The organism is Microbulbifer sp. YPW16, assembly GCF_021290385.1.
Classification (GTDB): Bacteria; Pseudomonadota; Gammaproteobacteria; order Pseudomonadales; family Cellvibrionaceae; genus Microbulbifer; species Microbulbifer zhoushanensis.
This window is the reverse complement of the sequence record NZ_CP089928.1, coordinates 2,777,420-2,803,699: the sequence shown is the minus strand read 5'-3', so window position 1 is coordinate 2,803,699 and position 26,280 is coordinate 2,777,420. Positions and strand designations below refer to the sequence as shown.

The window sequence follows — 26,280 nt, the reverse complement described above, 5'->3', positions numbered from 1 at the left end:
GGCTTAAGCCAACACCTCCTCGATCACACCCAACAGCTTGCTCTCAGCCACCGGCTTGGTCAGGTAGGCGCGCGCACCCTGGCGCATGCCCCAGACGCGATCGGTATCCTGGTCCTTGGTAGTGACCATGATGATCGGGATACCGGTAGTGTGGTTGTCCTTGCTGAGCTGGCGCGTAGCCTGGAAACCATTGAGGCCCGGCATAACGATGTCCATCAGGATGACATCCGGACGCTGCTCGCGTGCCACATCCACACCGGTTTCGCCACTGGTGGCGGTAAGCACCGAGTGCCCGTTCTTTTCCAGAATGGTAGTCAGCTTGTGCGTCTCTGTCGGAGAGTCGTCAACAATCAATACCTTAGCCATTTCTTCCCCGTGACATTCTCTGGCCACACAGGCCACTTATTCCCCAAAGTGCCTAGTGCCTGCGTGACTGTTTTGGTCTTGCTGGGCGGGCTGGAAACCGGAAACCGGTACCCGCACACCCTGTTAAGTTTTTTATTGTTGCTTTTTTATCCCGGCTGGAACCGTGATCGGGCCCCGCCGGACAGCGGACAAGCCGCCTATCTTACGCTACCTGGGAGCGCAAAGTCACAATCCGCAACCAGCCCTATGCCGCATGATGGGGCTTCGCGTGAGCGGAAATCGCCCCCATCAGCTCACTCTTGCTGAACGGCTTGGTTAAATATTGATCACAGCCGACAACACGCCCTTTTGCCCGATCGAACAGGCCATCCTTACTGGAGAGCATTACTACCGGGGTTGCGCGGAATTCGCTGTTGTTTTTGATCAGTGCGCAGGTCTGGTAGCCGTCGAGGCGCGGCATCATGATATCGACAAAGATGATATCGGGGCGGGAATCGGCAATTTTTGCCAATGCATCGAAGCCATCGGTGGCCGTGACGACGGTACAACCCGCTTTTTGCAGTAGAGTTTCTGCGGTGCGGCGGATCGTCTTGCTGTCGTCGATCACCATTACCGTCAGGCTTTCCCAGTTCAGCTCCATAGTGTTGTTGTATCCCCTGAATATTTATTTTCGGCACTGGTAACCGTTCTTATTTGCTGCCGCGCCGTTTCTTTGAACCACTAGCAGGGTCTGGGCGCCCCGCGCCACTTTTCCAGGGCACTCGCCGGGGTCGCACGCCAAGGGGAACTTTTAACATAGAACTATCGCACAATCCACCGGTCCCAATCCTGTTCGACGGCATGCACAATTTATCGTCACCCCACCCCGGAGCACTTTCGCGTATATTGTCGCCCGAAACGGTTGCCTCCCCATTGATCAGACCTTACTTTAGCCACGGGCAAAGACGACCAGCAACGGAACCCCCTACCTATGAGCCAGACCCTCGGCGTGGTGATGGACCCCATCGCCAAAATCCAGTTCAAGAAAGACACCACCCTGGCCCTGCTTTTGGCAGCACAGCGCAGCGGCTTCCGGCTCTGGTATTTCGAACAGGGCGACCTCTACCTGGAGGACGGCCGGTCCATGGGACGCGGGCGCCCCCTGGAAGTGTTCGACGACCCCGGGAACTGGTTCACACTCGGCGATGTACAGGACATGCCGCTGGGCGACCTCGACACCCTGCTGATGCGGGTCGACCCGCCCTTCGATAATGAATTCCTCTACTCTACTTACATCCTGGAGGGTGCCGCGCGTGAGGGCTGCCTGGTGGTCAACCGGCCCCAGTCCCTGCGCGATTGCAATGAAAAGATTTTTGCCACCAGCTTTCCCCAGTGCTGCCCGCCCCTGATCGTCAGCCGCAATATCCAGCGCCTGCGGGATTTCCATGCCAGCCACCGGGACGTTATTTTCAAACCGCTCGACGGCATGGGCGGTACCGGCATCTTTCACTGCAAGCCGGACGGCAGCAACCTGGGCGCGATACTGGAAACACTAACCGATAACGGCCGCCGCCAGATTATGGGGCAGCGCTACATCCCCGAAATCAAGGACGGCGACAAACGCATCCTGGTGGTCAATGGCGAGGCGGTACCCTACTGCCTCGCCCGGATCCCGGAAGCCGGCGAGACCCGCGGCAACCTCGCCGCAGGCGGACGGGGGGAAGCACGACCGCTGACCGACCGCGACCGCTGGATCGTAGAGCAGGTGGCTCCCAGCCTTAAGGAAAGGGGACTGCTGTTCGTGGGCCTGGACGTGATCGGTGATTACCTCACCGAGATCAATGTCACCAGCCCCACCTGCGTGCGCGAAATCGATGCGGCCTACGGCACCGATATCGGCGGGCTGCTCATGGACGCGATCACAGACCTGCTGGGGAAAAAGGGATAGACTGGCCAACGGCCGGTAGATGCGGCCCCGGGGATCAATCCCCGGCAAGGTAACCGGGGCATCCCGTGCCGCGTCATCCCGCACCATCACTGCAAACCAGTGATTGCAGTCACCGGGATACCTGACGAGCACAGCGGGCAAATAATAAGCAGTACACAATCACCGGAATGAACTCGACCGCCAGTAATAACCATCCACAGGCAGCCCAGGGCGAGCGCTTTGTCTTCGCACTGTTCCTGGCCTGTGCATTTCACGCCATAGTAATATTCGGCGTGGCCTTTGCCGCGCCGGAAGGTCGCCAGGCGCCGCCGACCCTGGAAGTGACCCTGGCACAACACCACACCACGCAGGCGCCGGAAGATGCGGATTACCTCGCACAGCACAACCAGCAGGCCAGTGGTACCGCCGAGACACCAAGGGAACTGTCGAGCAACCGCCGCGCCGAAATCGCCGATACCCGCATCCAGGAAGTAAACCCGCTGCCACAGCAGCAGGCCGCCCGGCCGGCGGACCAGCGACGCCAACTGGTCACAACCATCGGCGACAGCCCGCGCGAAGCGCCGGAGCTCCCGGCCGAGGACAAGCGCTCCGACGAGAAGCGCGGTGATGCACCCACCGACCTGCCGCAGGTGAATCCGGAGATCGCCAGCCTGCAGGCCCGCCTGGACAAGATCCGCCAGACAATCGCCCAGCGCCCACGGGTCCGCCGGCTTACTTCGGTGGCTACCAAGGCTTCAGCCGACGCCGCCTACCTGCACGGCTGGCGGGAAAAAGTGGAATCTGTCGGCAATGACAATTTCCCGGAGGAGGCCCTGCAACAGCAGATCACTGGCAGCCTGCGGATGATGGTGCGACTCCTGCCCACGGGCGCAGTGGAGGAAGTTGTTATCCTGGAGTCCTCTGGCGAGCGCGTGCTCGACGACGCCGCCCAGCAGATCGTACGCCTCGCGGCGCCATTCGCCCCCTTCCCGGCGGAGATCCGCAAGGAGGCCGACCGACTGGAAATCATCCGCACCTGGCGCTTCGAAATGACCGGCTTCTCCACCGCCGCCGGCAAGATGCCCTCCCGGGGGTAATCCCCGGACCACGGAGCCCGGGCGTTCTCGCCGGCACCCCCGGCCTCCCCGACTAGACTGAGTTTATGCACCGAGACAATATCGACAGCGACCTGACCCACTCCAGCCTGAAGGGGCAATTCCTGCTCGCCATGCCCGGCATGCAGGATCCGCGCTTCCACCACACCATCGCCTTCGTCTGCGAGCACAACCCGGACGGCAGCATGGCGATCGTCATCAATGTGCCAAGCAAGGTGCACTGGAAGGAGGTTTTCGAGCAGTTATCCCTGCAGGATGCCAGCCTCCGAGGTGACGAGGTCGTATTGCTGGGTGGCCCGGTGTCCCCGGAACAGGGGTTTGTCCTGCACGGTACCGGGGCCCAGTTCGATTCCACTGTCGAGGTCAGTCCCGATATCAGTCTCACTGCCTCGCGGGACATCCTCGAGTCCCTGGCCACCGGTCGCGGCCCGGACGATGTGCTGGTGGCCCTCGGCTACGCCGGCTGGGGCGCCGGACAGCTGGAACAGGAACTGGTGGAGAACGCCTGGCTGACCCTGCCGGCAGAGCCGGAGATCCTGTTCGCCACGCCCATCGAGAAACGCTGGCAAACCGCCGCGGCGCGCCACGGCATTGACCTTTCCGGCATGGGCTCGCAGGCGGGTCACGCCTGATGGCCAAACCTGTCACCGCGCTGGCCTTTGATTTCGGCACCCGCTCCATTGGCCTGGCCTTTGGCCAGAGCCTCACCGGCAGCGCCCGGGAGCTGGCACCACTGCCGGCAAAGGACGGCAAGCCCGACTGGAACCGGGTGCAGGCCCTGGTCGCCGAGTGGCAGCCGCACTACCTGCTGGTGGGACTGCCGCTGAACATGGACGGCAGCGAGAGCGAGTTCTGCGCCCGGGCTCGAAAGTTCTCCCAACGCCTCCACGGCCGTACCGGCCTGCCGGTGGAACTGGTGGATGAGCGACTCAGTACCCGCGCCGCTAAAGAAGAGGCGTCCGCGCGCGGCCATCGCGGCAACTACGCCGAGGACCCGGTGGACTCCATCGCCGCCCGTATCTTCCTGGAGGACTGGCTGCGCGCCAGGGCCGCCACCGACTGACCCCGCACGCCCACCGCGCCATTATGGTCTGGTAGAATTGGCGGCCCATTTCCCAACCGAACCAGGCAGTATGGCTATAGACCGCATCCGCATCGCCACCCGGCAGAGCGCCCTTGCCCTGTGGCAGGCCAATTTCGTCAAGGACCAGCTGGAGCTCCACCACCCCGGCCTCGCGGTGGAACTGCTGCCGCTGACCAGCCGCGGCGACCAGCTGCTGGATATCCCGCTGGCCAAGGTGGGCGGCAAGGGCCTGTTCGTGAAAGAGCTGGAAAAAGCGATGCTCGACGACCGGGCCGATATCGCCGTGCACTCCATGAAGGACGTGCCCATGGAGTTTCCGGAAGGCCTGCACCTGCCGGTGATTTGTGAGCGAGAGGATCCCCGCGACGCCTATGTGAGCAATCACTTCGCTCACATCGACGAACTGCCGGAGGGCGCCGTGGTGGGTACCTCCAGCCTCCGCCGCCAGTGCCAGGTGCTCGCGCGCCGGCCCGACCTGCAGGTGAAGTTCCTGCGCGGCAACGTCAATACACGACTGGCCAAGCTGGATGCGGGCGAGTTCGATGCCATTATCCTCGCCTCTGCCGGCCTGCTGCGCCTGGAGATGCGCGAGCGCATCCGTGACTTTATCGCCCCCGAGATCATGCTGCCGGCGGGCGGCCAGGGTGCCGTGGGCATCGAGTCCCGCCGCGATGCCGAGCTCGACCGCCTGCTTGCCCCGCTGCACCATGGCGACACCGCAGATCGCCTGGCGGCCGAGCGGGCGCTGGTGGCGCGCCTCAATGGCAGCTGCCAGATCCCCATCGGCTGTTACGCCGAACTCGAGGGAGACCAGCTGTGGTTGCGCGGCCTGGTGGGTGACCCGGATGGCCGCGAAATTGTCAGTGCAGAAACCCGCGGTCCGCGCTCCGGGGCGGCCGCACTCGGCACCGCCTTGGCCGAGGAACTGCTGGCCCGCGGCGCTGACAAGATCCTGGCCGCCCTCTGACCCCATGACCAGTGAACTGCGCGGTGTGCGCGTACTCACTACCCGGCCCGCACACCAGTCCACTGACTGGTGTGCGGAACTCGCCGCCGCGGGCGCCACCGTGGACAGTATCCCCATGCTGGCGATCGAACCCATTGATACCGGCCCCGCCTGCCAGCGCATCAGGGACCAGGTACTGGATTTCGACCAGGTGGAACATGCCATCTTTGTGTCGCGTAACGCAGTACGGCTGGCATTCGACTGGCTGGACAGCTACTGGCCACAACTGCCGGCCGGGCCCCGCTACTATGCCATCGGCGCCGCCACCGCACGGGACCTGGAAAGCCACGACGTGACCTGCAGCAGCGCCGGCGGCGGTATGGATTCCGAAGCCCTGCTGGCGCTGCCGGCCCTGCAGCGGGTGGAAGGCGAGCGCGTACTGGTGTTTCGCGGTGCCGGCGGCCGCACGCTGATCGGCGAGACCCTGCGCGAGCGGGGTGCGCGCGTCGATTACTGCGAGCTCTACCATCGAACCCTGCCGGGAGCCGCCGCGGGGGAGCTGGCAGGCTACAGCGTCCAACCCGACGCCATCACCGTCCACAGCGGTGAAACGCTGGACAACCTGGCCCACTGTATTCGCACCAGCGGCCGCGATGCGCTCTATCGTGCCGCCCTGGTCTGTCCCAGTGAGCGGGTGGCTGAACAGGCGCGGGCGCTGGGCTTCCAGCATGCAACCGCCGCCGCCAACGCCGGTGACCGCGCCATGCTTGCCGCCCTGCGTGCGTTCTTTTCCCGCTGAGCGGTCCCGGCCGCCCCGATCGCGGTAAAAAATTTCAAATCCGCGCCAGAGATCGTATAAAGGATGCCGCGAGTCGCTATAATTTGACGACATTTTCCACTGCAGTGCCTGCCAGCTCATGACTGACGACAACTCGAAAAAATCCGGGGATCACATGGATGTGCCTGTGGTCACGGACCAGGCGGAGCCCAAAAGCAACTTTGCCCGGGCAGCCGCGGACAAAAAAAACGGTGACAAAGGCGGCAAGAAAGCGGACAAGTCGCGCAGCGGCTCCGGCTGGCTGTGGCTGCTCCTGGCCGCCGCCCTGGTGGGCGGCGGTGGCGCATGGGCCTGGTACAACTGGCCGCAATTCCAGGCGGGTGTGCAACAGGCCATTGAACTGCTACCCGACAGCGACAAGCGCGAATCGACCGCGACCGTCGCAGCGCCAGCGGATGACACCCCCACCGGAACAGGTGAGAGCGCAGCTTCCCCCGAACCCGCAACGCCCTCGCCCGCTGAAGCAGGCTCGCGGGATTCGGCAATACCGCAGCCGGTAGCGCCGGACAGCGGCGCCCGAGTTTCCACTCCACCCCACCAGCCCGGCGCCCAACAGGCCGCACAACAGGCCCAGGCCATGGCAGACATGCTGCGCGAACTCAACCAGCAGCGCACCACGGTGGCCCAACTGCGCCAGCAGCTGGCCCAACTTCAACGGGAGCTGGCGGCGCAGTCCAGCCGCCTCGGCGAGCTGGGTAACGTCAGCCGCACCGACTGGCAGCTGGCGGAGGCCGATTACCTGCTGCGGCTGGCCAACCAGCGCCTGCTGCTCGAACGCGACAGCCGCGCCGCCCTGGGCCTGCTGGAAGAAGTGGACCGCATCCTGCGCCGCGTGGACCGACCCGACCTCTACGGTGTTCGCCAGCAACTGGCGCGAGATATTACCGACCTGAAGATGGCCGAGGATATCGACCAGCAGGGGCTGTACCTGCGCCTGGGCGCCCTGCAGGAACAGATGCTGAAGGCCAGTATCCAGCCGGAGTTCGACCTGGCAATGGGCGCTTCCGGAGAGGAGGCGCCAGATGATACAGCGGATTCGACACAGCCGGCCTGGGAGCGCAGCTGGGAGAACTTCACCAGCTTTCTCAAGGATTCCGTGCGTATCCGCGACGGCGATATCGACCCGGTACTGCTCTCCCCCCAGAGCGAGGCACGTTTCCGCCAGAGCCTGCGGCTGAATATGGAGCAGGCGCAGCTGGCGGTACTGCGCGGTGACAGCACCGTCTATCGCGATTCCCTGAAAAGCGCGCGACAGCTGCTGCTGGATTACGGTATTGCCAACCAGCGCCGCGATGCCCTGGTGCGCGAGCTCGAGTCGATGGCAAAAGAGCCCATTGAAGCGGAATTGCCCGACCTGAATGCCTCGCAGAAAGCCCTGCACGACTATATCGAGAGACTGCACAACACCAGTCCCGGGCCGGCCGAAGACGGGGGGGCGACATCGTGAAGCGCTTCCTGTTCTCCGCGCTCGCGTTCCTGCTGTTCGGGGCGTTCCTCACCGAAATGATTCGCAGTTATCCCGGCTATATGCTGCTGGCAGTTGGCGGCAAGCGCATTGAAATGAACCTGTGGGTGGCGGTGGGCGCAGTGGCCCTGGCGGTGCTGCTGCTATTCCTGGTCTTCTGGCTATTGCGCAGCCTGCTGCGCGGTGTCGAGGGCGGGGTCAGCCGCATTCGTTTCGGCCGTACCCGCGTGGCACGCCGCCGCCTTACCAACGGCCTGGTGGAATTTATGGAGGGCAACTGGGCCCGCGCCCGGCGCCAGCTGCTGAAATCCGCCCCCCGGTCCGACGCCCCGCTGATCAACTACCTCGCCGCGGCACGCAGTGCCTTCGAACTGGGCTATCGGGACGAGGCCAACGAACTGCTGGCCAAGGCGGAGGCGAGCGGCGATGACACCCGCCTGGCGGTGGCACTCAGCCAGGCGCGCATGCAGCTGCTGGACAGGCATTACGAGCAGTGCATCGCCAGCCTCGAGCGGGCCAAGCAGGTGGAACCGAAACACCCGGCGGTGCTGCAGATGCTGAAGCAGGCCTACTACCAGCTGGAAGACTGGAATCACCTGCGCGCACTGCTGCCGGACCTGGAAAAGCACGCCAATATGCCCGAGGAGGAAATGCAGCAGCTGGAGCAGGAGGTGTACCAGCACCAGCTGCTGGAGGCCGGCGCCCGCCAGGATGCAGAGAAGCTGTTCGATATCTGGCAGAGTTTCAGTGGCCGCTGGCAGCGCAATATGGACCTGCGCGGGCTTTATGCCGAGCAACTGCACCTGGTCGGGCGTGACGAGGAAGCGGAAAAGCACCTGCGCTGGATCCTCAACCATGAGTGGCGTGCGAAGCTGGGTCGCCTCTACGGCTGCCTGACCGGCGCTGATGCCGCGGCGCAGCTGACTGTCGCCGACGGCTGGCTGAAGGAATACGGCGAGAACGCGGACCTGTACACCTGCCTGGGCCGCCTGTGCCTGCGCAACGAGCTCTGGGGCAAGGCGCGGCAGCATTTCGAGAAGAGCCTGACCCTGCGCTCGGACCCCGCCACCTCGGCGGAGCTGGCGCGATTGCTGCACGCGCTGGGGGAAAAAGAGCACGCGGCGGAGCTCTACAAGGAAGGCCTGGTCCAGGCTGTTTCCAGCCTGCCGCAGTTACCACTACCGGGAGAGGCGGCCTCCTTCACCCACGGCAGCCACTGATGCCAGGTACCGGGCCGGCTCATGCAACCCTGGTTCCAGCCAGCCAATCGCAGCAGGTAGCGCAACAGGACCGAATGGGTTTCCGCATGCACCGCCGCCTGAGCGCTCTCAGGAAACAGGCTTTCTGTCATTCCTGACTTTCCGCAGCGGAATTTGCATATTGCAGACAGCTCGCCAAATTGGGGGGCCTGCCTGCTTGCCAGCATGCCCGCATTTTTGTACAACGGTTTACATCGCTAACAAGAACACATGGCTATGCTGAAATACACCCACGTTGTGGGCGACCCGCTCCGCGCTCGCTCCAGCGACTTCTACCTCAGCGAATGGTTCGATAATTGAGTTGACGCTATCGGGCACGGTAGCGGAACCCCCTTTTTCCCTCTCTTGACCTGCCCACGAAAAATCATCGAGTTGTATCTGGTTTTTTAACCCGGCGGGATCAATCCCCCCAGAGCCCTCTCAACTCCCCCCTTGCAGGGAAGTCACAGGTGTATTGCGCCACCTGTGCGGGGAGCCACAGGGGCGACAAAAAATTCATAACTACACGAAAACCCAAGGTGCTCCCATGAAGAGATACAGTAAGAAACTGATTGCCCTGGCCATCGCTGCCAACGCGACACCCGCGGTGCTGCAGGCCCAGGAGGCCGGCAGCAATGCCACCCAGCTCGAGGAAATCACGGTTACCGCAAGCCGTCGTTCCGAATCTATCCAGGAGATCCCCTACAACATCACCGCGGTCACCGGTGAGGACCTGCAGAACGTCGGTGCCGACGACCTGACCAAGATGTCCCAGTTTATCCCCGGTATGCAGATGATCGACGCGGGCGCCCGCAGCACCGGCCTGGTGACACTGCGCGGCATGAACGTCGGCGGCCTGCAGGCGTCCGAGAACCAGGGTGGTAAGGACATCATCTCCCGTTACGTCAACGACACGCCGCTGCTGATCGACTTCAAACTGGTGGATATCGATCGCGTGGAAGTCCTGCGCGGCCCCCAGGGCACCCTCTACGGGCGCGGCGCCATGGGCGGCACCCTGCGCTATATCCTCAACAACCCCAACACCGAGGCAGTGGAAGGTTCTGTCAGCACAGAGATCTCGCAGAATAGCGAGAGTGACGGGATTTCAAGTGAGGTCAGCGGCGTCTTCAACCTGCCGCTTTCCGATACGCTGGCCCTGCGCGTCTCTGGCACTCGTGTCGATGACGCCGGCTTCGTGGACTATGAAAATGTGCTGGTTGAGCCGGGCGTAAGCAATGCTGAGCGCACCATCAAGGATGCCAACACCGAGGAAACCAATTCCGTCCGCGCTGCCCTGCGGTGGGAGCCCAACGACACTTTCTTCGCCCAGGCCAGCTACTACGTGCAGGACCAGACCGCCGGCGGCCGCCAGGCAGTGAACCCGGAGTTCACTGGCGGTGATTTCAGTTCCGCACTGCGCTACGAGGAAGTACGCGAGAACCGCGACGACCTGTTCAATGTGGAACTTGGCCTCAATACCGACCTGGTGGAAATCTTCTCGACCACCTCCATCGCTGAATACGAAGGCACCGGCAACCGCGACCAGACCGACCTGCTGTGCGTGGACATCTGGCCTGGCTACTGTGACTTCCCCGAGTTCTCCGGCTTCACGGTGGACGACAACAACTCGGAATCCCTGGTGCACGAGACCCGTATCCTCTCCACCGAGTCCAATTCGCCGGACTGGCTGGACTGGATCGCCGGGGTTTATTACGAGGAGACTGACACCCTGCTGGATGCCCGTGAATACACCCCGGGCTACCAGGACTGGGCCGGCATCGATACCGGGTATGGTGAGCTTGAGTACTGGCGCTTCGCCGACAGCACCTTCAAGGAACAGGCGGTATACGGTGAAGCAACCTTCCACGCCAATGACCAGCTGCAGTTCACCCTGGGTGCACGATACTTTGAGCAGGAAGAGAATTACGCCTACGACTGCACACTCCTGCCCGTCTACTGGTACTGGACCCGCGACACCGTCGAGCCGGAATGTGATGTCCGTGACGGTTCGATCGATGACACGGTATTCAAGTTCAATGCCGCTTATGACTTCACTGCTGACGTAATGTTCTATGCCACGGTGGCCGAGGGGTTCCGTCGCGGCGGCACCAACGCCGGCGCCCAGCTGCTGGACAGCGAGAAAGCCTACGATTCCGATACCGCGGTCAACTATGAACTCGGCTGGCACACCACCATCGCCGACGGTGCCATGATTTTCAACGGCGCGCTGTTCCGGGTGGACTGGAAAGACCTGCAGGTCCCCACCAAGTCCGAGCTTGCCGCCATCAACATCACCGGCAATGCCAACCAGGGCCAGATCGACGGTATTGAACTGTCCACCCAGGCGGCCGTCAGCGATAACCTGACCCTCAGCGGCTGGGTCACCTATTACGACCATCGCCTGGATGGTGACGCGCTGGCGATTGGTGGCTATGACGGCGATGCCTTCCCCGGCGTTCCCAACCTGCAGTTCAACGCGGCCTTCGATTACTTTATCCCGGTTCCTGTGGGTGAGCTGACCCTGCGCGGCAACGCGTATTACAAGGACGAGGTCCAGAGCCGCCTGAATGATATTACTTACGAGGATGAGCTGTACGAGTTCGACAACTCGGACAATGAGGTGCTGGACAGCTACGTTGTCTACAACCTGTCAGCGGATTACCGCCTCGACCAGTGGCGCGCTTCCCTGTTCCTCGACAATGTCACCGACGAGTACTACTTCTCGGGTGTGCGCAGTGCCAAGCGCTACGGTGAACGGGGCCAGTTCTATTACGTCGGCCAGCCCCGCACCATGGGCCTGAATTTTACTTACGAATTCTAACAACCACCTCTCACAGGATGCTTGAGCGGGGCCCGGCCCCGCTTTTTTGTGCCCGCTTTTCCCGTCCCCGGAAAAACCGCTAACATCAACGGGCAGCCGTCTCGAGATGCAAACCCAGAGGTACTGACGCCATGCCCGACACCGATATCGCCCGACGCCTGCAGCAGGTACGTGACGCCATGCAGAGGCGGGACTGGCGCACCGCCACCCGATTGAGTATCGAGGTACTGCAGCGCGACCCGGACCAGCCGGATGCGCACCTGGTGCTGGGCCTTGCCGCAGCCGAGGGTGGCAAACCCGGTATGGCACTCAAGGCCTTCGACCGGGTTCTGCAACTGGACCCCGGGCGCTTTGATGCCCGCGCCCAGCGCGCCCGTTGCCTGGTGCAGGCCGGTATGCATGTGGAGGCAGAGCAGGAGGCCGACCGCTGTGTTCCGCAGCTGGCCGACAACGCCAAGCTACTGGACCTGGTGGCAACGGTGTACAGCCATATTGGCAAGCAGCACAAGGCCGCCCCGCTGTTCCGCCGCGCCGCCGCGCTGGCTCCGGCGGATATGGCCATCCTCTCCAACGCCGCCTCGGTAGAGGTTTTCCTGGGTGAAAAGGAACGCGCACGCACCTACCTCGAACAGGCCCTGCAGCAGGACCCCGGCCACTACCGCAGCCACTGGCAGCTGTCGAAGATCCACCGGGCCGGGGACCGTGGGCATATCGAGGCGATGGAGAAACTGGTATCGGGGCTCGGCACCAACCACCCCGGCCGCCCGTTCCTGCACTATGCCATCGGCAAGGAATACGAGGACCTGCAGGACTGGGACAGCGCCTGGACCCACTACCATGCCGGCGCCGAGGCCCAGCGCCGCCGTACCGATTACACCCCGGCTGCGGACCGGGCGCTGTTCAAAACCCTGCGGCAGGGGTTCGACCGGGACTGGCTCGAGTCCACGGCCACGGGAAAAACCGCAGACAGCGATGCTGCCCCGATATTTATCCTGGGCCTGCCACGCTCCGGCAGCACCCTCGTGGAGCAGGTCCTCGGCAGCCACTCCCGGGTGCAACCGCTGGGAGAGCTCCACCAGTGGCCACTGGCGGTGAAAAGGAGCACCGGTCTCACAGTCCCCGGGCTGGTCAATGCCGAGATCGCCGCGGCCGCGGCCAGTATCAATCCGGCTGAAGCTGCCGAAACTTACCTGGGAAGCATCCGCCACCTGCGTGGTGATGTGCCCTGTTTCACCGACAAGTTACCGGGCAACTTCCTCTACCTGGGGCTGCTGGCCAAAGCCTTTCCCCGGGCGCGCTTCGTCCACGTTCACCGCAACCCGATGGACAGCTGCTTCGCCATCTACAAGCAGCTGTTCGCCGATGCCTATCCCTACTCTTACCGGCTCGACGAGCTGGCGGACTACTACGTGGAGTACCGGGCCCTGATGGATCACTGGCAGGCACTTCTTGGCGACCGCCTGTACAGCGTGAATTACGATGTGCTGGTGGCGGAACAGCGCACGCAGACGGAACGGCTGCTGGACTACCTGGGCCTGCCGTTCGAGGAGGCCTGCCTGGAGTTCCACCGCTCCGGGGCCGCCGCTGCCACCGCCAGTGCCTCCCAGGTACGCCAGCCCCTGCACGCCCGCTCCGTGGGACGCTGGCGGGAGTTTGCCGGGCAGCTGGCGCCACTGCGCCAGAAGCTCGAGCAGGCAGGGCTTGCCGTGGACTGAGTTCGCGCCACTGCCTGATCCGGATATTGCTGGCCGGCGTAGAGTCCTTTTGCGAACCTCCGAGAGGAATATCCCGATGCCCGGAACTGCAATACGCCGTGTAGTCCTGCTTGTCGCGGCCAGCCTGCTGCTGACCGCCTGCTCCAGTACCGATGTTTCCGCGTATCGCGACCGGCAACCACAGTTTGTGCCGGAAGAATTTTTCCGCGGCCCGCTGACTGCGCACGGCATCCTCAAGGATCGCTCCGGCCGCGTGACGCGCACGTTCAATGCGCAGCTTAAGGGCAGCTGGAACAATGGCGAGGGCCTGCTGGAGGAACGATTCGTGTTCGACGACGGCGAGGTGCAGTTCCGCGACTGGCGCCTTGTACCCACCGGAGCCGACAGTGCCGGCGTGCGTACCTTCTCCGGCACTGCCGGCGACGTGATCGGCCCGGCCAAGGTCCGCGTCAGCGGCAACGCCATGTTTATCCGCTATACCCTGCAGGTGCCCTGGAAGGGAGACACCATCGAGGTGGATGTCGACGATCGTATGTACCTGGTGTCCGACAGGGTGCTGATCAACGAGTCCAGCCTGAGCAAGTGGGGCTTCAATGTGGGCGAGATCGTGCTGACCATCATCCGGGGACAGCAGCCCTGAGCTGCTGCCACTGCCCCGGCTGGCTGCAGGCACTAGGCCCACAACCGGATTCCCATCAGGCCCCAGCCGAACATATAGGCAGCCAGTGCCAGGTTCAGCATCACCATGGCAGTGGCATGCCAGAAAGTGAAACGCCCCACCTGACCAATACCCGCATCCCGGTGGCGGAACCAGACCCGCAGGCTCCACAGTGCCATTAGCGGAAACAGGACGGTACCGCTGAATACCAGCAGCGTTGGCACAGAGACACGACCGGCCTCGGCGTAGGGGCTCGGCCCACCGAATGCCAGCAACACGCCCGCTATTGCCATTCCCAGCGCCAGTACGGTAAGCATCGGCCAGGCCCGCAACGCCACCTTCGCGCCGCGGGAGCCGCGGCCCAGTAGCAACCGCGGCAGCCATACCAGTGCCATCAGCAGGCCGGCCAGGGTACAGACGAGCCAGAGAACCAACAGCAGCAATGGCGCATAGGCGACGAGCACACCGGTCTTCACCAGTGTCTGCGGCCCGTAGTGCAGCACGTCTCCCGCCACGGGATCTTCAGCCCGTACCAGGGCCACCCGCCCGCTGTCCGGCTGCAGGTAGGTATTTCCGGAACCCGCCACCAGTTCTCGCACCGGGCCACCCAGCACCGGCCCGACGGTGATAACACCGTCGTGAACCTGCAGCTTCCAGGGCAACAGGCTGGCAACAAAACCAAAGCGACCGGAGACCGGGCTGATCGAGCGGTACAGGCCCGACATGGCCAGGTCTGCCTGTGCCAGCGCACGTGCCGGCTGGACTTCAGCCGGCTGGCTGGTGCGGGCGATATAGGCCGACAGCAGCCGGTGAATTTCCGCCACCGCCGGGCCTTCACCGTTGGCCAGGATCACATAGCCCTTCTGCAGCTCCGGCTGGTAGGCAAGCAGGCTACGGGCACCGGGCAGGCTTCCCTCATGGCCGAAAAACACCGTGTCATCGTGCCGGAATACAGTGTTGCCCAGCCCCCAGGCGAGTTCCAGCCCGGCATCCGCGGCAAGCGTTGCGCGGGGACTTTCCATTTGTACCAGTGATGCCGGGGACAACAACCTGTCTTCGCCGGCGCGACCCCGCTGCAGCAGGAAACGCACGAATTTCACCATGTCCGTAAGGCTACTGTTGAGCCCACCGGCAGCGCGGTTGTTTAGGTGCCAGTAACCTTGCGGCCGCCCCCTGCGGTAGGGGGTGGCAGCGTGTGAGCGATAGTTGTCCGAATAGAAGTAACCGCTGTCGTTCATAGCCAGCGGCACAAAGAACTGGCGCCGCACGAACTCCTCGTAAGGTATGCCCGCTAACTTCTCCACGATGTAGGCGGCCACTAACGGGCCCGTATTGTTATAGGCCGAGCGGGATCCCGGCACCCAGCGTGACGTGCGTGAATGCGGGTGCAGTGCCAGGGCTGCGCGGATACTGATGGGCTCACCCCCGGCGGACACCAGTTCCGGGAAATGCGGCGCGTCCCAGCCACTGCTGTGGTTGAGCAGGTGCACCAGTCGTACCGGGTGCTTCCCTTCCCAGGGGTTGTGGAACTCGATCTCCGGCGCCAGCCGGGCGAGGGGATCCGAGAGACTGACACGGCCCTCCTCTACCAGTTTCATCACCGCCAGGCTGACAAACATCTTGGAGATGGACCCCAGCCGAAACTGTGTGTCGGCGGTTACCTGCCGTCCTGCCGCCAGGTCTGCCATGCCGGCGGTGTGCTGCCACAGCAACCCACCGTGACCTACCAGGGCGACGGCAAGGCCCGGCGTTCGGGCCCTGGCCCCGATAGCCTCAATCGCCTGCTCCAGTTCGTGGAGGTTTCGCGGCGGACCTGCTTCCGGTTGGGCGACAGTGCCGGTCGCGTATATCAGCAATACCACGGTGCAGTACAACAGTGTTTTCATGTGGGATCCCCCTGGTTTGTCGGCATGCCCGCAGGGGCATGGCTGTGATTTAATGAGGGGAATATCGGCGTGCCCACTGCGGTCCGCAAAGGAAGGAATGTGAACACCTGTGAAGGCCGGCGCGGGACACTGGTCACAGCCGGTCACAAGGTGTAAGTGGCTGATTTGAAAAAAGAAAAACAATCCGGCGAGCCCGTCGCAGATAGCTGGCGGGTTGGCGAGTTCCATTTCGACCCACGCAACGGCAAGCTCTCGCGCGGGGGAGAAACCTACCGGCTGGAGCCGCAGGTCAGTACCTTCCTGGCACTGCTGGTAAAGCATGCCGGTGAAACGGTGAGCCGCGATACCATCAACCGGCAGATCTGGCCGGACCGGGTGGTGAGCGACGATGCCGTGCGGGCCATGGTGAAGAAACTGCGCGAGGCCCTGGGAGACAATGCCCGGGACCCCCGCTATCTCCGCACCCTGCCCCTGAAAGGCTATGCACTGATTGCCAGGACGGGGCCAGTCACGACAGGCAGGCGCACGTCCAGAATGGCCATCGCGATCGCCGCTAGCGGTATCACAGCGGTCCTGGTAGCCGCCATCGCGATGACGGCCATTGATGGTCATGGGGCCGGCGAACCGGAAGCGGTGATCGAGCAACTGACCGGTCTCCCGGGCTCCGAGGTAAGTCCCGACTACAGCCCGGCTGCCGAGCGACTGGTGTTTTCCCACCGCGCCAGTAAAGACGACACCCTGCAGCTTTACGCCAAGGAGCTGCCCTCCGGCCGCGTGCAGCGGCTTACCTGGGACAGCGCCAACTACGCCAATGCCCACTGGTCCCCCGACGGCACCCGGCTGGTCTATACCCGCAGCCAGGGAGAACAGCTACAGCACTACCTGGCGGGCTACGATCCGGAAACCGGTATTGTCGACCCGCGCCCGCTGCCACAGGGAGATGGCCAGCGCCGCTACCTGCAGGGCTGGTCCCGCTCCGGCGAGGCCATCTACCTGAAAGATGCCGGCCAGCCCCAGGGAATCTGGCGGCTGGAACTCACCCGGCAATCCCTGCACCAGCTAACGGCACCGAGCGTCAACGGTGTGGGCGATTACTTTGCGCGGGAATCCCATGACGGCCGCCGGCTTGCCCTGCTGCGGGGGCTTGAGGACAACAAGCGGGAGCTGCTGGTGCTGGACCTGGCCACAGGCACACTCCTGCATACCCGCCTGCTCACCACTCCTGTTGACCGGCTGGCATGGCACCCGGATGGACTGCGCATCGGGCTGTCGGGATTCAATGGCGAACTAATGGAATACCGGTTGGATGAAGACCGCTTTGTGCCCCGGCCCACACCGGACCGCTTTATCAACGACCTGTTTTTCCAGTGTGGCAATGACTGCTTCCTGATGCGCCGCCATAACGGCAACTTCCTCGACCTGGAGGAGCAGCCGGATCCCTTCGCCGCCAAATCATTAATGGCTGCAGATCGCTTTGACCTGCCCGGCGCGGAGGATTTCCCTCATTACTCCCGCGGCGGCGAACGTCTCTTCTACGCGTCACTGGCTCGCGACCGGCTCTACATTCAGCGCCAGGACCCGCAACAACGGCGGAAAACACTGGTATCACTGCCGGTGGAGACTCGGATACAGGCCCTGCAGGCCAGTCCCGATGGCACCATGGTGGCGGGTATCGCCGGGCGCCGCCTGTTCACGGTTTCCGGTGAAGGCGGGGAGCTGCACTACCTTACCAGCGACCTGGATCTCGCCAGCGCCCCCACCTGGTCAGCGGACAGCAGTGCCCTCTTCTACGCCAGGCGCGAAAAAGGTGCGTCAGTAATCTATCGCTTCCAGCCCGGAACCGGCCGGCACGCCCCGTTACTGCACGGATACGCCGCCCTGCGCATCCTCGCAGATGGCCGCGCGGTTGCCATCGACGAACAAAATCGGGCATGGCTGCTCGTGAGCGTGGACCAGGCCGCTGCGAGGCGGGAACTGGGCAAAGTGGCCTCAGCCCAGCCCAATCGCTGGCAGGTCCGGGGAGACTGGCTGTATTACACCGAGCATCGCGGCAACGATGCCTTCGTAGTGCGTATCAGACTGGACGATGGCAGGCGGATGGAGCGGCTGCTGGCCCACAACCGCTTCCGGCTGCACTTTGACCTGCATCCACGGGCGGACCGCATGATCGGGGTCAGGTCGATGCTGGCAGAGAGCGACCTGGTAAAACTGTCACTGGCCCCGGTCAGCGACTGACGAAAGCGGGCTTATGCCGCAAGGAGCCCGCCAAACAGGATGACTGCACCGACCATGATCAGCCCCTGCACGATGGCAATCAGGATCGCCTTGAGGAATCCGGTACCCAGCACCAGCATGTAGGCAATGGCCGCGAGCGGAATGGTGATCAGCATGCCCCATTCCGCAGTCACCCCGGGAATCATGCCGCCGACAAAACGCTGGATGATTACCGCCAGCAGTAACGCAAACAGGCAATAGAAGGCGCCGGTATTGCGGGCCCCCAACATGGCCGCCGCCATCTTGAGCGGCAGCACCAGCAGGGCGACCAGCACGATCAATAAAATCAGGAATTCCATTTTATTCCTCCACAGTACCTGCGCCGCTCCCGGGAAAAGGCGCCAGCGTCAATCCAGGTGCCAGGATTTTTTTAAGAGCGCCCCGGCTGCCAGGGCCCGCCTTCCAGCTTGACGCCCTCTTCACCGCCATCGGCGCCGATATAAACCGACACCGACCACCCTTCCCGACACTACCACGCCATCATAGTCCGCATCGGGGAAGTCCGCGCGGTGATAGATGAACGGGCATCCTGCGGTCATGCCGCCGCCGTGGACTGATAGCTAACGACGGTTGGCGTGTAATCTACCCGGGACATCCCGGAGCCGGGATCCCCGGGAAGAGAGCACCCCCCGACAACGACAGAAAATATTGAATCCGCTAACCGGGTTCTCTGCTAATTTGCCGATAACAGCATCGCAGCGATCTTGCCTGCCTGCACCCCAGCACAAAAAACCAGGACCCCGCTGAGAATCACCCCCAGGGTGATCAGGGCGCGCTGCTCGATGCTGGAGGCACTCTGCCACCATTGTTTGAATGCCTCCCTGGCGGATTGCTCATTTTGCATCAGTTGTCCCTCCTTGTTATCCAGGCACACAATTACCGATACCCGAAATACTTCGAAACTGTAAACAGCCTCACCCGACAGCACGCCGGGTTAATCGCGAAAAGCCTTGACCCTGAATGTGGCAAAGGTGATCAGGCCTATCATCAACAGCAACATTGCGGACAGCCAGAAAGTATCCCGGGGCGGCAGGCTGGCCGCCTGGGCCAGGTAACCAACCAGTGCCAATAACATCCCGGAAACCATCCCCATCAAATATCTGGTCATTATCATCCCTATTTTTATTTACACCGAAAACTTCCAACAATACATGAATATGTATCGTAACAGCACACCCGGCCTGCGCTCGGAAAAACGGAGCTCTCGGTCCCGGGATCACCATGCGCCTTGCACTCTGCCATGGCACTCAATAAAACCAATTTATAAACGCTCGCCAGGCAATCGACAGCAGGCGATACAGTCTCGTCACCACAAGACAAAGCAGTGCATATATGCCGAGATCAAACAACAAACTGGATAAGTTGAAAGGATCGGAGAACATGTTGTAGTCAAAGCCCAACCTGGCAAAGATCATCTCTGACCCGATGATTGCGAGCAGAACCACAATAAAAAACTCGCGCCCGGACTGTCCTCCCAGCTTTTCAGCAGCCCGTCCCTCGGTGTCATTCGCCGAGTTATCCCCTACCCCCATTCTAAAATCCTTGATTAAGCCTGATTGAAAGTCCCTTACAAACCATTAAAGCGATACTATCACTGGAGCCCCGGGCTGAAGCAATTGCAGGAGCCAGGTCAGCCGGGAACAGTTCGCGGAGGTAGCACAGCAGTTCCAACTAATAACCAGGAGGCTTTTATGGGCCATCTCAGCTTGTTACTGGCTACGGCCATGCTTTTTCCCGGTGATGCTCATAACACCATCGATGGCTATGCACCTGTATCGGCAAATCCGGCCTACTCCGACACCACCGCCCTGCCCCACCGGCCACACCAACACAAAATTGCCTACGGCGATGACCCAAGCCAGTACGGCCTCTTGTGGCTGCCACAGAAAAACACAGAATCCAGCGGATCGCTGATCATATTGATCCACGGCGGTTGCTGGTTAAGCGCCTACGATATTACCCACACCTTTCCACTCGCGACGGCGCTGGCGCGCCATGGCTACCCGGTATGGAACCTCGAATACCGCCGCAGCGGCGAGACCGGAGGAGGCTGGCCCACCAGCTATGACGATATCCAGCGCGGGATCCGTGCACTGCCGGCACTCGGGGCGTTTGGGGTCTCGCCCGACCAGGTTATCCTGATAGGACATTCCGCCGGCGGCCACCTGGCGCTGCTGGCGGCGTCGGACTGGGAGCAAATGTTTCCGGGGAAAGCACCCCCGGTTTCTGCCGTGGGCCTGGCCGCGATCACGGATATCAAGCTGTACGCGGCCGGAGACAACAGTTGCCAGCAGGCGACACCGCAGTTTATGGGCAGCATGCCGGAGGTAAACGGCAATGCCTACACCGAAGCCAATCCGGCGGAACGGAAGATTACTGCCCCGGTCACACTGCTTCAGGGAGAGCTGGACCCGATCGTGCCGAGGGCACAGTTCGAGCGGCTGGGCGGACCCGAAGTAAACCGAGTGCTGGAACCGGGCGCGGGCCACTTCGACTGGATCCACCCGGGCACGCCGGCGTTCGCAACTCTGGTGCAGCAGCTGCAGGCCATCGGTACGCCGAACTAAACCTGCCAACTCAGGCGGGAGCCCCGCCTCCGCGCAACCGCCTGAGCCCGGCCACAGTTTTCCACACCAGGCCGAGCAGCCCCGCTGCCAGGACGGTAAAGGTTAGCGGTGCCCAGGGTGCCTCGAGCACCAGTAACGTCATCCCCGAAATTGCAATCCAGGCCAGGGGTATAACCGCGGCCACCCACAGGCCGATGCCACGGAGCGCCACCAGTACCACACCCAGCGTCATTATTGCGGTGGGCGCCGGGTGGATGGCGAAGGTCTCCGCCTGGAACCAGCCGTAGCCCAGCAGCGGGGCAATCACTGGCAAGCCGAACAATCCCAGCACTCCCAGCAGCGCACCAAGCATCACCGGTAGGGTTTTGAATCGTGGCGCGTGATCGATACCGAGCCCGCTGGCACCGACTGCGGCGAGCATGATCCCCTCAAGCACAAACCCCCAGCCGATATCCTGCCCGGCCCAGTTGAGCTCACCGTAGCGCAGCATGAAATACCCCACCCCCACAAAGACCCACGCCGGGGCGAGTAGCAGGCAGGCGAGACGCGCACGCCCACGCAGGACAAGTACAATAATTACGCCTCCCAGCAAAAGGGTGAGCAGGTGCAGCGGCCAGAAATCCTCGCCCATCCGTTCCAGCAGGCGATAATAGACATCCGCGGTAAAGGGAATGAAATCCTCCAGGCGGTAGCTGGACCATTCGCTCATAGCGACTCGATATGCCGGATCATTTTCCGGCGGCAGTCGGGGGATGGCAGCGGTTTATTGCCAGCCCGCATATTCTCGTTCAGGTGCTCGACCCGGGTGGTGGCGGGAATGGCGCAGTTCACCGCCGGGTGGCTGACAATAAACTTCAGCAGGAAGTCGGCCCAGGTCTGGCAGCCGCACTCCTCCCTGGCCCAGGCGGGGACATTTTCGCTGCGTTTCAGGCCCTTGATCAGGCGACCACCGTCGTAGGGCCGGTTGGCGATTACCGCAATACCCCGCTCCCGTGCCAGCGGCAGCAGCCGGGCCTCCACTTCCCGGTGGGTGATGTTATAGGTCAGCTGGGCGAAATCGATGTCTTCAGATGCCATTACCCGCTCGAACTCCCGGTGGCGGCGGCCGTGCGAAGTGGTGATACCGATATACTGGATCCTGCCCTCCGCCTTCAGCTCGCGCAGGGTTTCAAGCTGCTGTCGCCAGTCCACCAGGTTGTGCACCTGCAGCAGGTTGAATTCCGGCAGGCCCCAGCGCGCCGCGAGCTGCTGGAACTGTTCCCGGGCGGATCCGCCCGCCGGGCTCCAGACTTTCTCGGCGGAAAACAGTGACTCGGGCACACCCAGTTTTTTCAGGGCATAGCCCATCACATCCGGTGCCGAGCCGTACATCGGGGAGGAATCCACCAGCCCGCCACCATGATCGAAAAATGCCCGCAGCACCTCGGTACGGGCATCCAGCAATTCCGGGTCGCTGCCCACGTTGAACGTCTGCCAGGTACCCAGCCCGATCACCGGCAGTTGCTCGCCGGTGGCGGGGATCGCCTTGCGCAACAGGCCATCGGGTGCGGCTCGCAGTACCGGGGACATTGCCATGGCAGCCAGACCCGTAGACACCAGCTTGAGGAATTGCCGGCGGCCAGTCTTCGCGTGAGTGTTTGTCGTCATGCTTGCTGCCTCCCGGAATTGAGTGGCGTAGCGGGTTTAAGGGACTCAGGTTTTAAGGGACTCTGGTTTTAAGGGCTCGGGTTTCAAGGGAGGCTGGTTTCAGTAACGCCGTGGCCAGCAACAGGATAAAACAGGCCAGTACGAACACCTTGTTTACAAACCAGTTGGTGCGCCAGATAGACCATTCGGGTTGCACGAGAAACTGGGCGAACTTGGTGCCAATAATCAGTATCTCCACCAGCGACACCACCAGCGCAAGACGGTAGAGGTAAGTGGGCCGCACCAGCAACGCCCAACCCAGCCACACATGGATCACCGGCCAGAAATCCCAGTATATGTAGCGCATCCATGGCTCGCCGTTCGCCAGCGCGTAACCGATGGGAAAGAGATACTTGATGAAAACGGTCCAGGCCGCGAGGATAAACAGGAAATGGGCGAGAAAAGTCACCCAGCCGTTTGCGTTCAGCCCGCCCGGATTTTTACTGGCCATGGCCACCTCCCGCTATCAACCAGCCTGTTCCTGTCCCGGGGAAAGGTCCAGGTAGAGAAAACTACCGGCGACAGGAAAACCACCGCCGGCACCAGGGCAAAATTCCAGGCCCGACTTAATTGCCGGTAGCCGCCTGCAGCTCTTCCTCCAGCCTGCTGCTCTCCACCGAGCGCGGCTTGTGGAAGCGCCCCAGCCCCAGGTAAACCACCGGGGTCAGGTAGAGGGTAAACAGCGCCGCCAGCCCCAGGCCACCGAACATCACCCAGCCGATCGCACCGCGCGCCTCGGCGCCGGGACCGCTACTCAGGATCAGCGGCAGCCCGCCCAGCACCGTAGAGAGCATGGTCATGGCGATGGGGCGCAGGCGCACCTGTGCCGCCTCGGTAATCGCCTCGTACACACTGTGGCCACGGTCGCGCAGCTGGTCCGCGAACTCCACCAGCAGGATGCCGTTCTTGGCCATCAGGCCAATCAGCATCACCAGCCCGATCTGGGAGAAGATGTTCACCGTGGTACCGGTGAGGAACAGCGCGTAGACCGCCGCGGCCAGCCCGAACGGTACCGTGGTCATGACGATCACGGCACTGCTGATGCCCTCAAACTGGGCGCACAGCACCAGGAATACCACCAGGGCGGCGATGGCATAGGTCATCGCCACCTCGCGGGAGCTCTCTTCCAGGGTATCGGCCTCGCCCTGGAACAGGATGCCGACATCCTGCGGCAGGATCTCGCTTCCCAGGGCACGCAATTCCTCCACCGCGCTTGCCAGCGGGTAGCCCGGAGCCAGCCCCATATCGATCTCGATCGCGCGACGCTGGCCGTGCCGGTCCAGCTCCGCGGCCACGCTCTCCTCGCGCAGGCTGACCATACTCGACAGCGGCAGCAGCTCGCCGCTGCTGCTCTTCACATAGAGGTTTACCAGGTCCTCCGGTGACGAGACGGTGGTGTTGGCGGCCTCCAGCATGATCGGTACGGCCTGGTCGCCCACATTCAGGTCCACCACATCCAGCCCATCGACCACTGCCCGCAGGGTTACGGCAATATTTTCCAGCGGCACCCCCAGGTCCGCCGCACGGCGACGATCGATCTCGATCGACAGCTGCGGCTGGGTGGGCCGGTAACTGATATCCGGCTGGCTCAGGTGGGGCAGCCGGTCCTCAATGGCGCGGGCCATCTCCCGGGCGGCCTGGTAGATGCGGTTGTAGTCATTGCCCACCAGGGCAATCTCGATCCCGCCGCCACCGCCGCGCAGGGACAGGCTGTTGGGGCTGCTGACGCGAATTCGGGCGCCGGGTATCTGTGCCAGCGGCCCGGCAATTTCCCCGGCCAGTGCCTGCTGGGAGATCTCCCGCTCCTCCCAGTCCGCCAGGGGCAGGGTCACCCGGGCCCGGTTGGGGTCGTAGCGCCCGATCAACGTAATGATATCGGTGGCATCGCCGCGCTCCACCAGCGGTCGCACCACATCCTCGATATGTTCCGCCTGGCGGGCAATGTAATTCTGCCCCACGCCATCCGGGCCGGTGGCATCGACGCGGATCAGCCCGCGATCTTCCGATGGCAGCAATTCCTTGCCCAGCACCAGGTAGAGCCCGCCCGCGCCCACTGCGAGCATCAGCGCCACCGCGAAGCTCAACCGGGCATGGCGCAGGCAGGCGACCAGGCTGCGCTGGTAAGCGTTCGCGATACGCCCACCAATACCCACCAGGCGCTCGTAGACCGGGTGCGGACGCTGTTGCCGCTCATCCCGGGTAATACGCGCGGTGAGCATCGGCACCAGAGTCAGCGCCACCACCGAGGACAGCGCCACCGCCGTGGCCAGCACCAGCCCGAACTCGCGGAACATGCGCCCGGCGGTACTGGGCAGCAGCGAAATGGGGATAAACACACTGACCAGCACCGCCGTGGTGGCCAGTACGGCAAAGATCACCTGGCGTGTACCCAGCACCGCGGCCGCCCGGGCCCCGAGGCCCTGGGCGCGGCGCCGCTGGATATTCTCGAGCACCACAATCGCGTCATCCACCACCAGGCCGGTGGCCAGCACAATCGCCAGCAGGGTCAGGATGTTGATGGAAAAGCCCATCAACCAGATACCCGCCAGGGTGCCCACCAGGGCGATGGGAATGGCGGTGCTGGGGACCAGGGTGGTGCGGATATTGCCAAAGAACAGCCAGATGGCGGCAATCACGATGGCGATGGTGAAGCACAGGCTGGTAACCACCTCCCGCACCGAACCCTGGATAAATACCGCCCGGTCCTCGGTCACGGTGATTTCGAGATTGTCGAAGCGCAGGTTCAGGCTGTCGATTACCCGCCGCACGTCCTCGCTGATATCGATGGTATTGCTCTGCGCCTGGCGCACGATACCCAGGCCGATTACCGGCCGGTTGTTCAGGTACACCAGCGACTGCACATCCTCGGGCCCGAACGCCACGTGCGCCACATCGCCAATGCGGGTAGTGCCGCTGATCACGATATCGCGCACCTGTTCCTCGGTCACCGTCGACGCGTCGGTGCGCACCAGCAGTTGCTGGTCCTCCGAGCGGAAACTGCCGGAGGGTACATCCAGCGGTGCCTGCTCCAGTACCGCCGCCACGTCACTCACTGACAGGCCAAAACTGGTGAGGCGCAGCGGGTCCAGCACCACCCGCAGGACGCGCTGGCGCTGGCCGGAGATGGGCACATCGGCAACGCCGGGAATCGAGATCAGCTCCGGAACGATGTCTTTCTCGATGATGTAGGTGAGCGCCTCATCACGCAGGCGCTCGCTGGTTACCGCCAGGTTGATCACCGGCTCCGGCTGGTCGGCGGCCTTGACCACCACCAGCCGCTCCACGTCCTGGGGCAGGTCCCGCTGGGCCTGGTTCACCGCTTCGCGCACATCGGCGGCGGCGGTATCCAGGTCCACATTGGTGTTGAACTCGACATGGATACGGAAATTGTTCTCCTCGCTGGAGGACTGGATATTCCTGATGCCGGAGACCCGCGCCACCGCCCCCTCGACAATGCTGGTGACCTCGGAATCCATGGTCTCCGGGGAAGCGCCGGGCATCTCACCGCGGATCGATACCACCGGTACATCCACATCCGGCAGCTCGCGCACTTCCACCGCACTGAATGCGGCGATACCGGCAATGGCAATCAACAGGTTGAGCACCAGCACCAGTACCGGGCGGCGGATCGCCAGGGAGGCCAGGTCACCCCGGTGTGGCCCGGCGTCCTGGTTCACTGCGGAATCCCTGTCGCGAGTGGAATCATTGCTCATGG

Annotated in this window: 24 protein-coding genes; 13 read left to right on the top strand and 11 right to left on the bottom strand. The window is 62.9% G+C overall.

Annotation, left to right across the window (positions count from 1 at the left end; all coding sequences use genetic code 11):
- Positions 1–3: 3 nt before the first annotated feature.
- Complete coding sequence (pilH, locus tag LVE68_RS12095; RefSeq protein WP_232940661.1) at positions 4–366, bottom strand: twitching motility response regulator PilH; 363 nt, start codon at positions 364–366, stop codon at positions 4–6.
- A 244-nt stretch (positions 367–610) separates the two neighbouring features.
- Positions 611–1,006: a twitching motility response regulator PilG gene (pilG, locus tag LVE68_RS12090; RefSeq protein WP_091515145.1), complete on the bottom strand. Its 396-nt coding sequence runs from the start codon at positions 1,004–1,006 to the stop codon at positions 611–613.
- A 330-nt stretch (positions 1,007–1,336) separates the two neighbouring features.
- Between pilG and gshB the strand changes: the two genes are divergently transcribed.
- The 11 genes from gshB (at position 1,337) to LVE68_RS12035 (ending at position 14,134) form a co-directional block, all read left to right on the top strand.
- Entirely contained in the window at positions 1,337–2,293 is a 957-nt protein-coding gene (gene gshB / locus LVE68_RS12085; protein WP_232940660.1) for a glutathione synthase, read from the top strand.
- A 167-nt stretch (positions 2,294–2,460) separates the two neighbouring features.
- Positions 2,461–3,369, top strand: coding sequence for an energy transducer TonB (locus LVE68_RS12080; RefSeq protein ID WP_232940659.1), 909 nt, complete (start codon positions 2,461–2,463; stop codon positions 3,367–3,369).
- Between the two features lie 65 nt (positions 3,370–3,434).
- Complete coding sequence (locus tag LVE68_RS12075) at positions 3,435–4,019, top strand: YqgE/AlgH family protein (protein ID WP_232940658.1); 585 nt, start codon at positions 3,435–3,437, stop codon at positions 4,017–4,019.
- The gene (gene ruvX, locus LVE68_RS12070; RefSeq protein WP_232940657.1) at positions 4,019–4,450 is read left to right on the top strand and encodes a Holliday junction resolvase RuvX; all 432 of its coding nucleotides are present in this window, start codon (positions 4,019–4,021) and stop codon (positions 4,448–4,450) included. Before LVE68_RS12075 ends, ruvX begins: the two co-directional genes overlap by 1 nt.
- A 70-nt stretch (positions 4,451–4,520) precedes the next feature.
- Entirely contained in the window at positions 4,521–5,438 is a 918-nt protein-coding gene (gene hemC, locus LVE68_RS12065; protein WP_232940656.1) for a hydroxymethylbilane synthase, read from the top strand.
- Positions 5,439–5,442: 4 nt separating this feature from the next.
- A complete protein-coding gene (locus LVE68_RS12060; RefSeq protein ID WP_232940655.1) occupies positions 5,443–6,216 on the top strand; it encodes a uroporphyrinogen-III synthase in 774 nt (257 codons plus the stop codon).
- 118 nt (positions 6,217–6,334) lie between these two features.
- On the top strand, positions 6,335–7,702 hold the full coding sequence (locus LVE68_RS12055; RefSeq protein WP_232940654.1) for a uroporphyrinogen-III C-methyltransferase: 1,368 nt from the start codon (positions 6,335–6,337) through the stop codon (positions 7,700–7,702).
- Complete coding sequence (locus tag LVE68_RS12050) at positions 7,699–8,940, top strand: heme biosynthesis HemY N-terminal domain-containing protein (RefSeq protein ID WP_232940653.1); 1,242 nt, start codon at positions 7,699–7,701, stop codon at positions 8,938–8,940. Before LVE68_RS12055 ends, LVE68_RS12050 begins: the two co-directional genes overlap by 4 nt.
- Positions 8,941–9,505: 565 nt before the next feature.
- Positions 9,506–11,779, top strand: coding sequence for a TonB-dependent receptor (locus LVE68_RS12045; RefSeq protein ID WP_232940652.1), 2,274 nt, complete (start codon positions 9,506–9,508; stop codon positions 11,777–11,779).
- A gap of 131 nt (positions 11,780–11,910) precedes the next feature.
- A complete protein-coding gene (locus LVE68_RS12040) occupies positions 11,911–13,494 on the top strand; it encodes a tetratricopeptide repeat-containing sulfotransferase family protein (RefSeq protein ID WP_232940651.1) in 1,584 nt (527 codons plus the stop codon).
- A gap of 76 nt (positions 13,495–13,570) precedes the next feature.
- Positions 13,571–14,134, top strand: a complete 564-nt coding sequence (locus LVE68_RS12035) for a DUF3833 domain-containing protein (protein ID WP_232940650.1) — start codon at positions 13,571–13,573, stop codon at positions 14,132–14,134.
- Positions 14,135–14,166: 32 nt separating this feature from the next.
- Here LVE68_RS12035 and LVE68_RS12030 read toward each other — a convergent pair whose 3' ends face one another.
- Complete coding sequence (locus LVE68_RS12030; protein ID WP_232940649.1) at positions 14,167–16,038, bottom strand: serine hydrolase domain-containing protein; 1,872 nt, start codon at positions 16,036–16,038, stop codon at positions 14,167–14,169.
- Positions 16,039–16,203: 165 nt separating this feature from the next.
- Between LVE68_RS12030 and LVE68_RS12025 the strand changes: the two genes are divergently transcribed.
- Positions 16,204–18,273, top strand: coding sequence for a winged helix-turn-helix domain-containing protein (locus LVE68_RS12025; RefSeq protein WP_232940648.1), 2,070 nt, complete (start codon positions 16,204–16,206; stop codon positions 18,271–18,273).
- An 11-nt stretch (positions 18,274–18,284) separates the two neighbouring features.
- Here the strand turns inward: LVE68_RS12025 and LVE68_RS12020 are convergent, their stop codons facing one another.
- From LVE68_RS12020 to LVE68_RS12005, 4 genes are all read right to left on the bottom strand, one after another.
- Positions 18,285–18,611, bottom strand: a complete 327-nt coding sequence (locus tag LVE68_RS12020; RefSeq protein WP_232940647.1) for a hypothetical protein — start codon at positions 18,609–18,611, stop codon at positions 18,285–18,287.
- A gap of 374 nt (positions 18,612–18,985) precedes the next feature.
- Complete coding sequence (locus LVE68_RS12015; protein WP_232940646.1) at positions 18,986–19,156, bottom strand: type II secretion system protein M; 171 nt, start codon at positions 19,154–19,156, stop codon at positions 18,986–18,988.
- A gap of 90 nt (positions 19,157–19,246) precedes the next feature.
- Positions 19,247–19,420 carry a hypothetical protein gene (locus LVE68_RS12010; protein ID WP_232940645.1) on the bottom strand — a complete coding sequence of 58 codons (174 nt, stop codon included), beginning with the start codon at positions 19,418–19,420 and terminating at the stop codon, positions 19,247–19,249.
- Between the two features lie 139 nt (positions 19,421–19,559).
- A complete protein-coding gene (locus LVE68_RS12005; RefSeq protein WP_232940644.1) occupies positions 19,560–19,844 on the bottom strand; it encodes a hypothetical protein in 285 nt (94 codons plus the stop codon).
- A gap of 159 nt (positions 19,845–20,003) precedes the next feature.
- On the opposite strand from LVE68_RS12005, the gene LVE68_RS12000 reads away from it, so the two are divergent.
- A complete protein-coding gene (locus tag LVE68_RS12000) occupies positions 20,004–20,879 on the top strand; it encodes an alpha/beta hydrolase (protein ID WP_232940643.1) in 876 nt (291 codons plus the stop codon).
- A 10-nt stretch (positions 20,880–20,889) separates the two neighbouring features.
- Here LVE68_RS12000 and LVE68_RS11995 read toward each other — a convergent pair whose 3' ends face one another.
- The 4 genes from LVE68_RS11995 to LVE68_RS11980 form a co-directional block, all read right to left on the bottom strand.
- A complete protein-coding gene (locus LVE68_RS11995; RefSeq protein ID WP_232940642.1) occupies positions 20,890–21,588 on the bottom strand; it encodes a DUF6064 family protein in 699 nt (232 codons plus the stop codon).
- Positions 21,585–22,526 (bottom strand): aldo/keto reductase, encoded by a 942-nt coding sequence (locus LVE68_RS11990; RefSeq protein ID WP_232940641.1) that lies wholly within the window; start codon positions 22,524–22,526, stop codon positions 21,585–21,587. Before LVE68_RS11990 ends, LVE68_RS11995 begins: the two co-directional genes overlap by 4 nt.
- Before the next feature lie 52 nt (positions 22,527–22,578).
- Positions 22,579–23,016 (bottom strand): hypothetical protein, encoded by a 438-nt coding sequence (locus LVE68_RS11985; RefSeq protein WP_232940640.1) that lies wholly within the window; start codon positions 23,014–23,016, stop codon positions 22,579–22,581.
- A gap of 115 nt (positions 23,017–23,131) precedes the next feature.
- Positions 23,132–26,278, bottom strand: coding sequence for an efflux RND transporter permease subunit (locus tag LVE68_RS11980; protein WP_232940639.1), 3,147 nt, complete (start codon positions 26,276–26,278; stop codon positions 23,132–23,134).
- Positions 26,279–26,280 lie beyond the last annotated feature (2 nt).

Coding starts and splice junctions, on each gene's coding strand:
- LVE68_RS12030 (WP_232940649.1), bottom strand. CDS start 16,038: ATGAAAACACTGTTGTACTGCACCGTGGTATTGCTGATATACGCGACC.
- LVE68_RS12000 (WP_232940643.1), top strand. CDS start 20,004: ATGGGCCATCTCAGCTTGTTACTGGCTACGGCCATGCTTTTTCCCGGT.
- gshB (WP_232940660.1), top strand. CDS start 1,337: ATGAGCCAGACCCTCGGCGTGGTGATGGACCCCATCGCCAAAATCCAG.
- LVE68_RS12055 (WP_232940654.1), top strand. CDS start 6,335: ATGACTGACGACAACTCGAAAAAATCCGGGGATCACATGGATGTGCCT.
- LVE68_RS11980 (WP_232940639.1), bottom strand. CDS start 26,278: ATGAGCAATGATTCCACTCGCGACAGGGATTCCGCAGTGAACCAGGAC.
- LVE68_RS12080 (WP_232940659.1), top strand. CDS start 2,461: ATGAACTCGACCGCCAGTAATAACCATCCACAGGCAGCCCAGGGCGAG.
- ruvX (WP_232940657.1), top strand. CDS start 4,019: ATGGCCAAACCTGTCACCGCGCTGGCCTTTGATTTCGGCACCCGCTCC.
- LVE68_RS12045 (WP_232940652.1), top strand. CDS start 9,506: ATGAAGAGATACAGTAAGAAACTGATTGCCCTGGCCATCGCTGCCAAC.
- LVE68_RS12075 (WP_232940658.1), top strand. CDS start 3,435: ATGCACCGAGACAATATCGACAGCGACCTGACCCACTCCAGCCTGAAG.
- pilH (WP_232940661.1), bottom strand. CDS start 366: ATGGCTAAGGTATTGATTGTTGACGACTCTCCGACAGAGACGCACAAG.
- LVE68_RS11985 (WP_232940640.1), bottom strand. CDS start 23,016: ATGGCCAGTAAAAATCCGGGCGGGCTGAACGCAAACGGCTGGGTGACT.
- LVE68_RS11990 (WP_232940641.1), bottom strand. CDS start 22,526: ATGACGACAAACACTCACGCGAAGACTGGCCGCCGGCAATTCCTCAAG.
- hemC (WP_232940656.1), top strand. CDS start 4,521: ATGGCTATAGACCGCATCCGCATCGCCACCCGGCAGAGCGCCCTTGCC.
- LVE68_RS12020 (WP_232940647.1), bottom strand. CDS start 18,611: ATGGAATTCCTGATTTTATTGATCGTGCTGGTCGCCCTGCTGGTGCTG.
- LVE68_RS12040 (WP_232940651.1), top strand. CDS start 11,911: ATGCCCGACACCGATATCGCCCGACGCCTGCAGCAGGTACGTGACGCC.
- LVE68_RS12015 (WP_232940646.1), bottom strand. CDS start 19,156: ATGCAAAATGAGCAATCCGCCAGGGAGGCATTCAAACAATGGTGGCAG.
- LVE68_RS12035 (WP_232940650.1), top strand. CDS start 13,571: ATGCCCGGAACTGCAATACGCCGTGTAGTCCTGCTTGTCGCGGCCAGC.
- LVE68_RS11995 (WP_232940642.1), bottom strand. CDS start 21,588: ATGAGCGAATGGTCCAGCTACCGCCTGGAGGATTTCATTCCCTTTACC.
- LVE68_RS12005 (WP_232940644.1), bottom strand. CDS start 19,844: ATGGGGGTAGGGGATAACTCGGCGAATGACACCGAGGGACGGGCTGCT.
- LVE68_RS12010 (WP_232940645.1), bottom strand. CDS start 19,420: ATGACCAGATATTTGATGGGGATGGTTTCCGGGATGTTATTGGCACTG.
- LVE68_RS12060 (WP_232940655.1), top strand. CDS start 5,443: ATGACCAGTGAACTGCGCGGTGTGCGCGTACTCACTACCCGGCCCGCA.
- pilG (WP_091515145.1), bottom strand. CDS start 1,006: ATGGAGCTGAACTGGGAAAGCCTGACGGTAATGGTGATCGACGACAGC.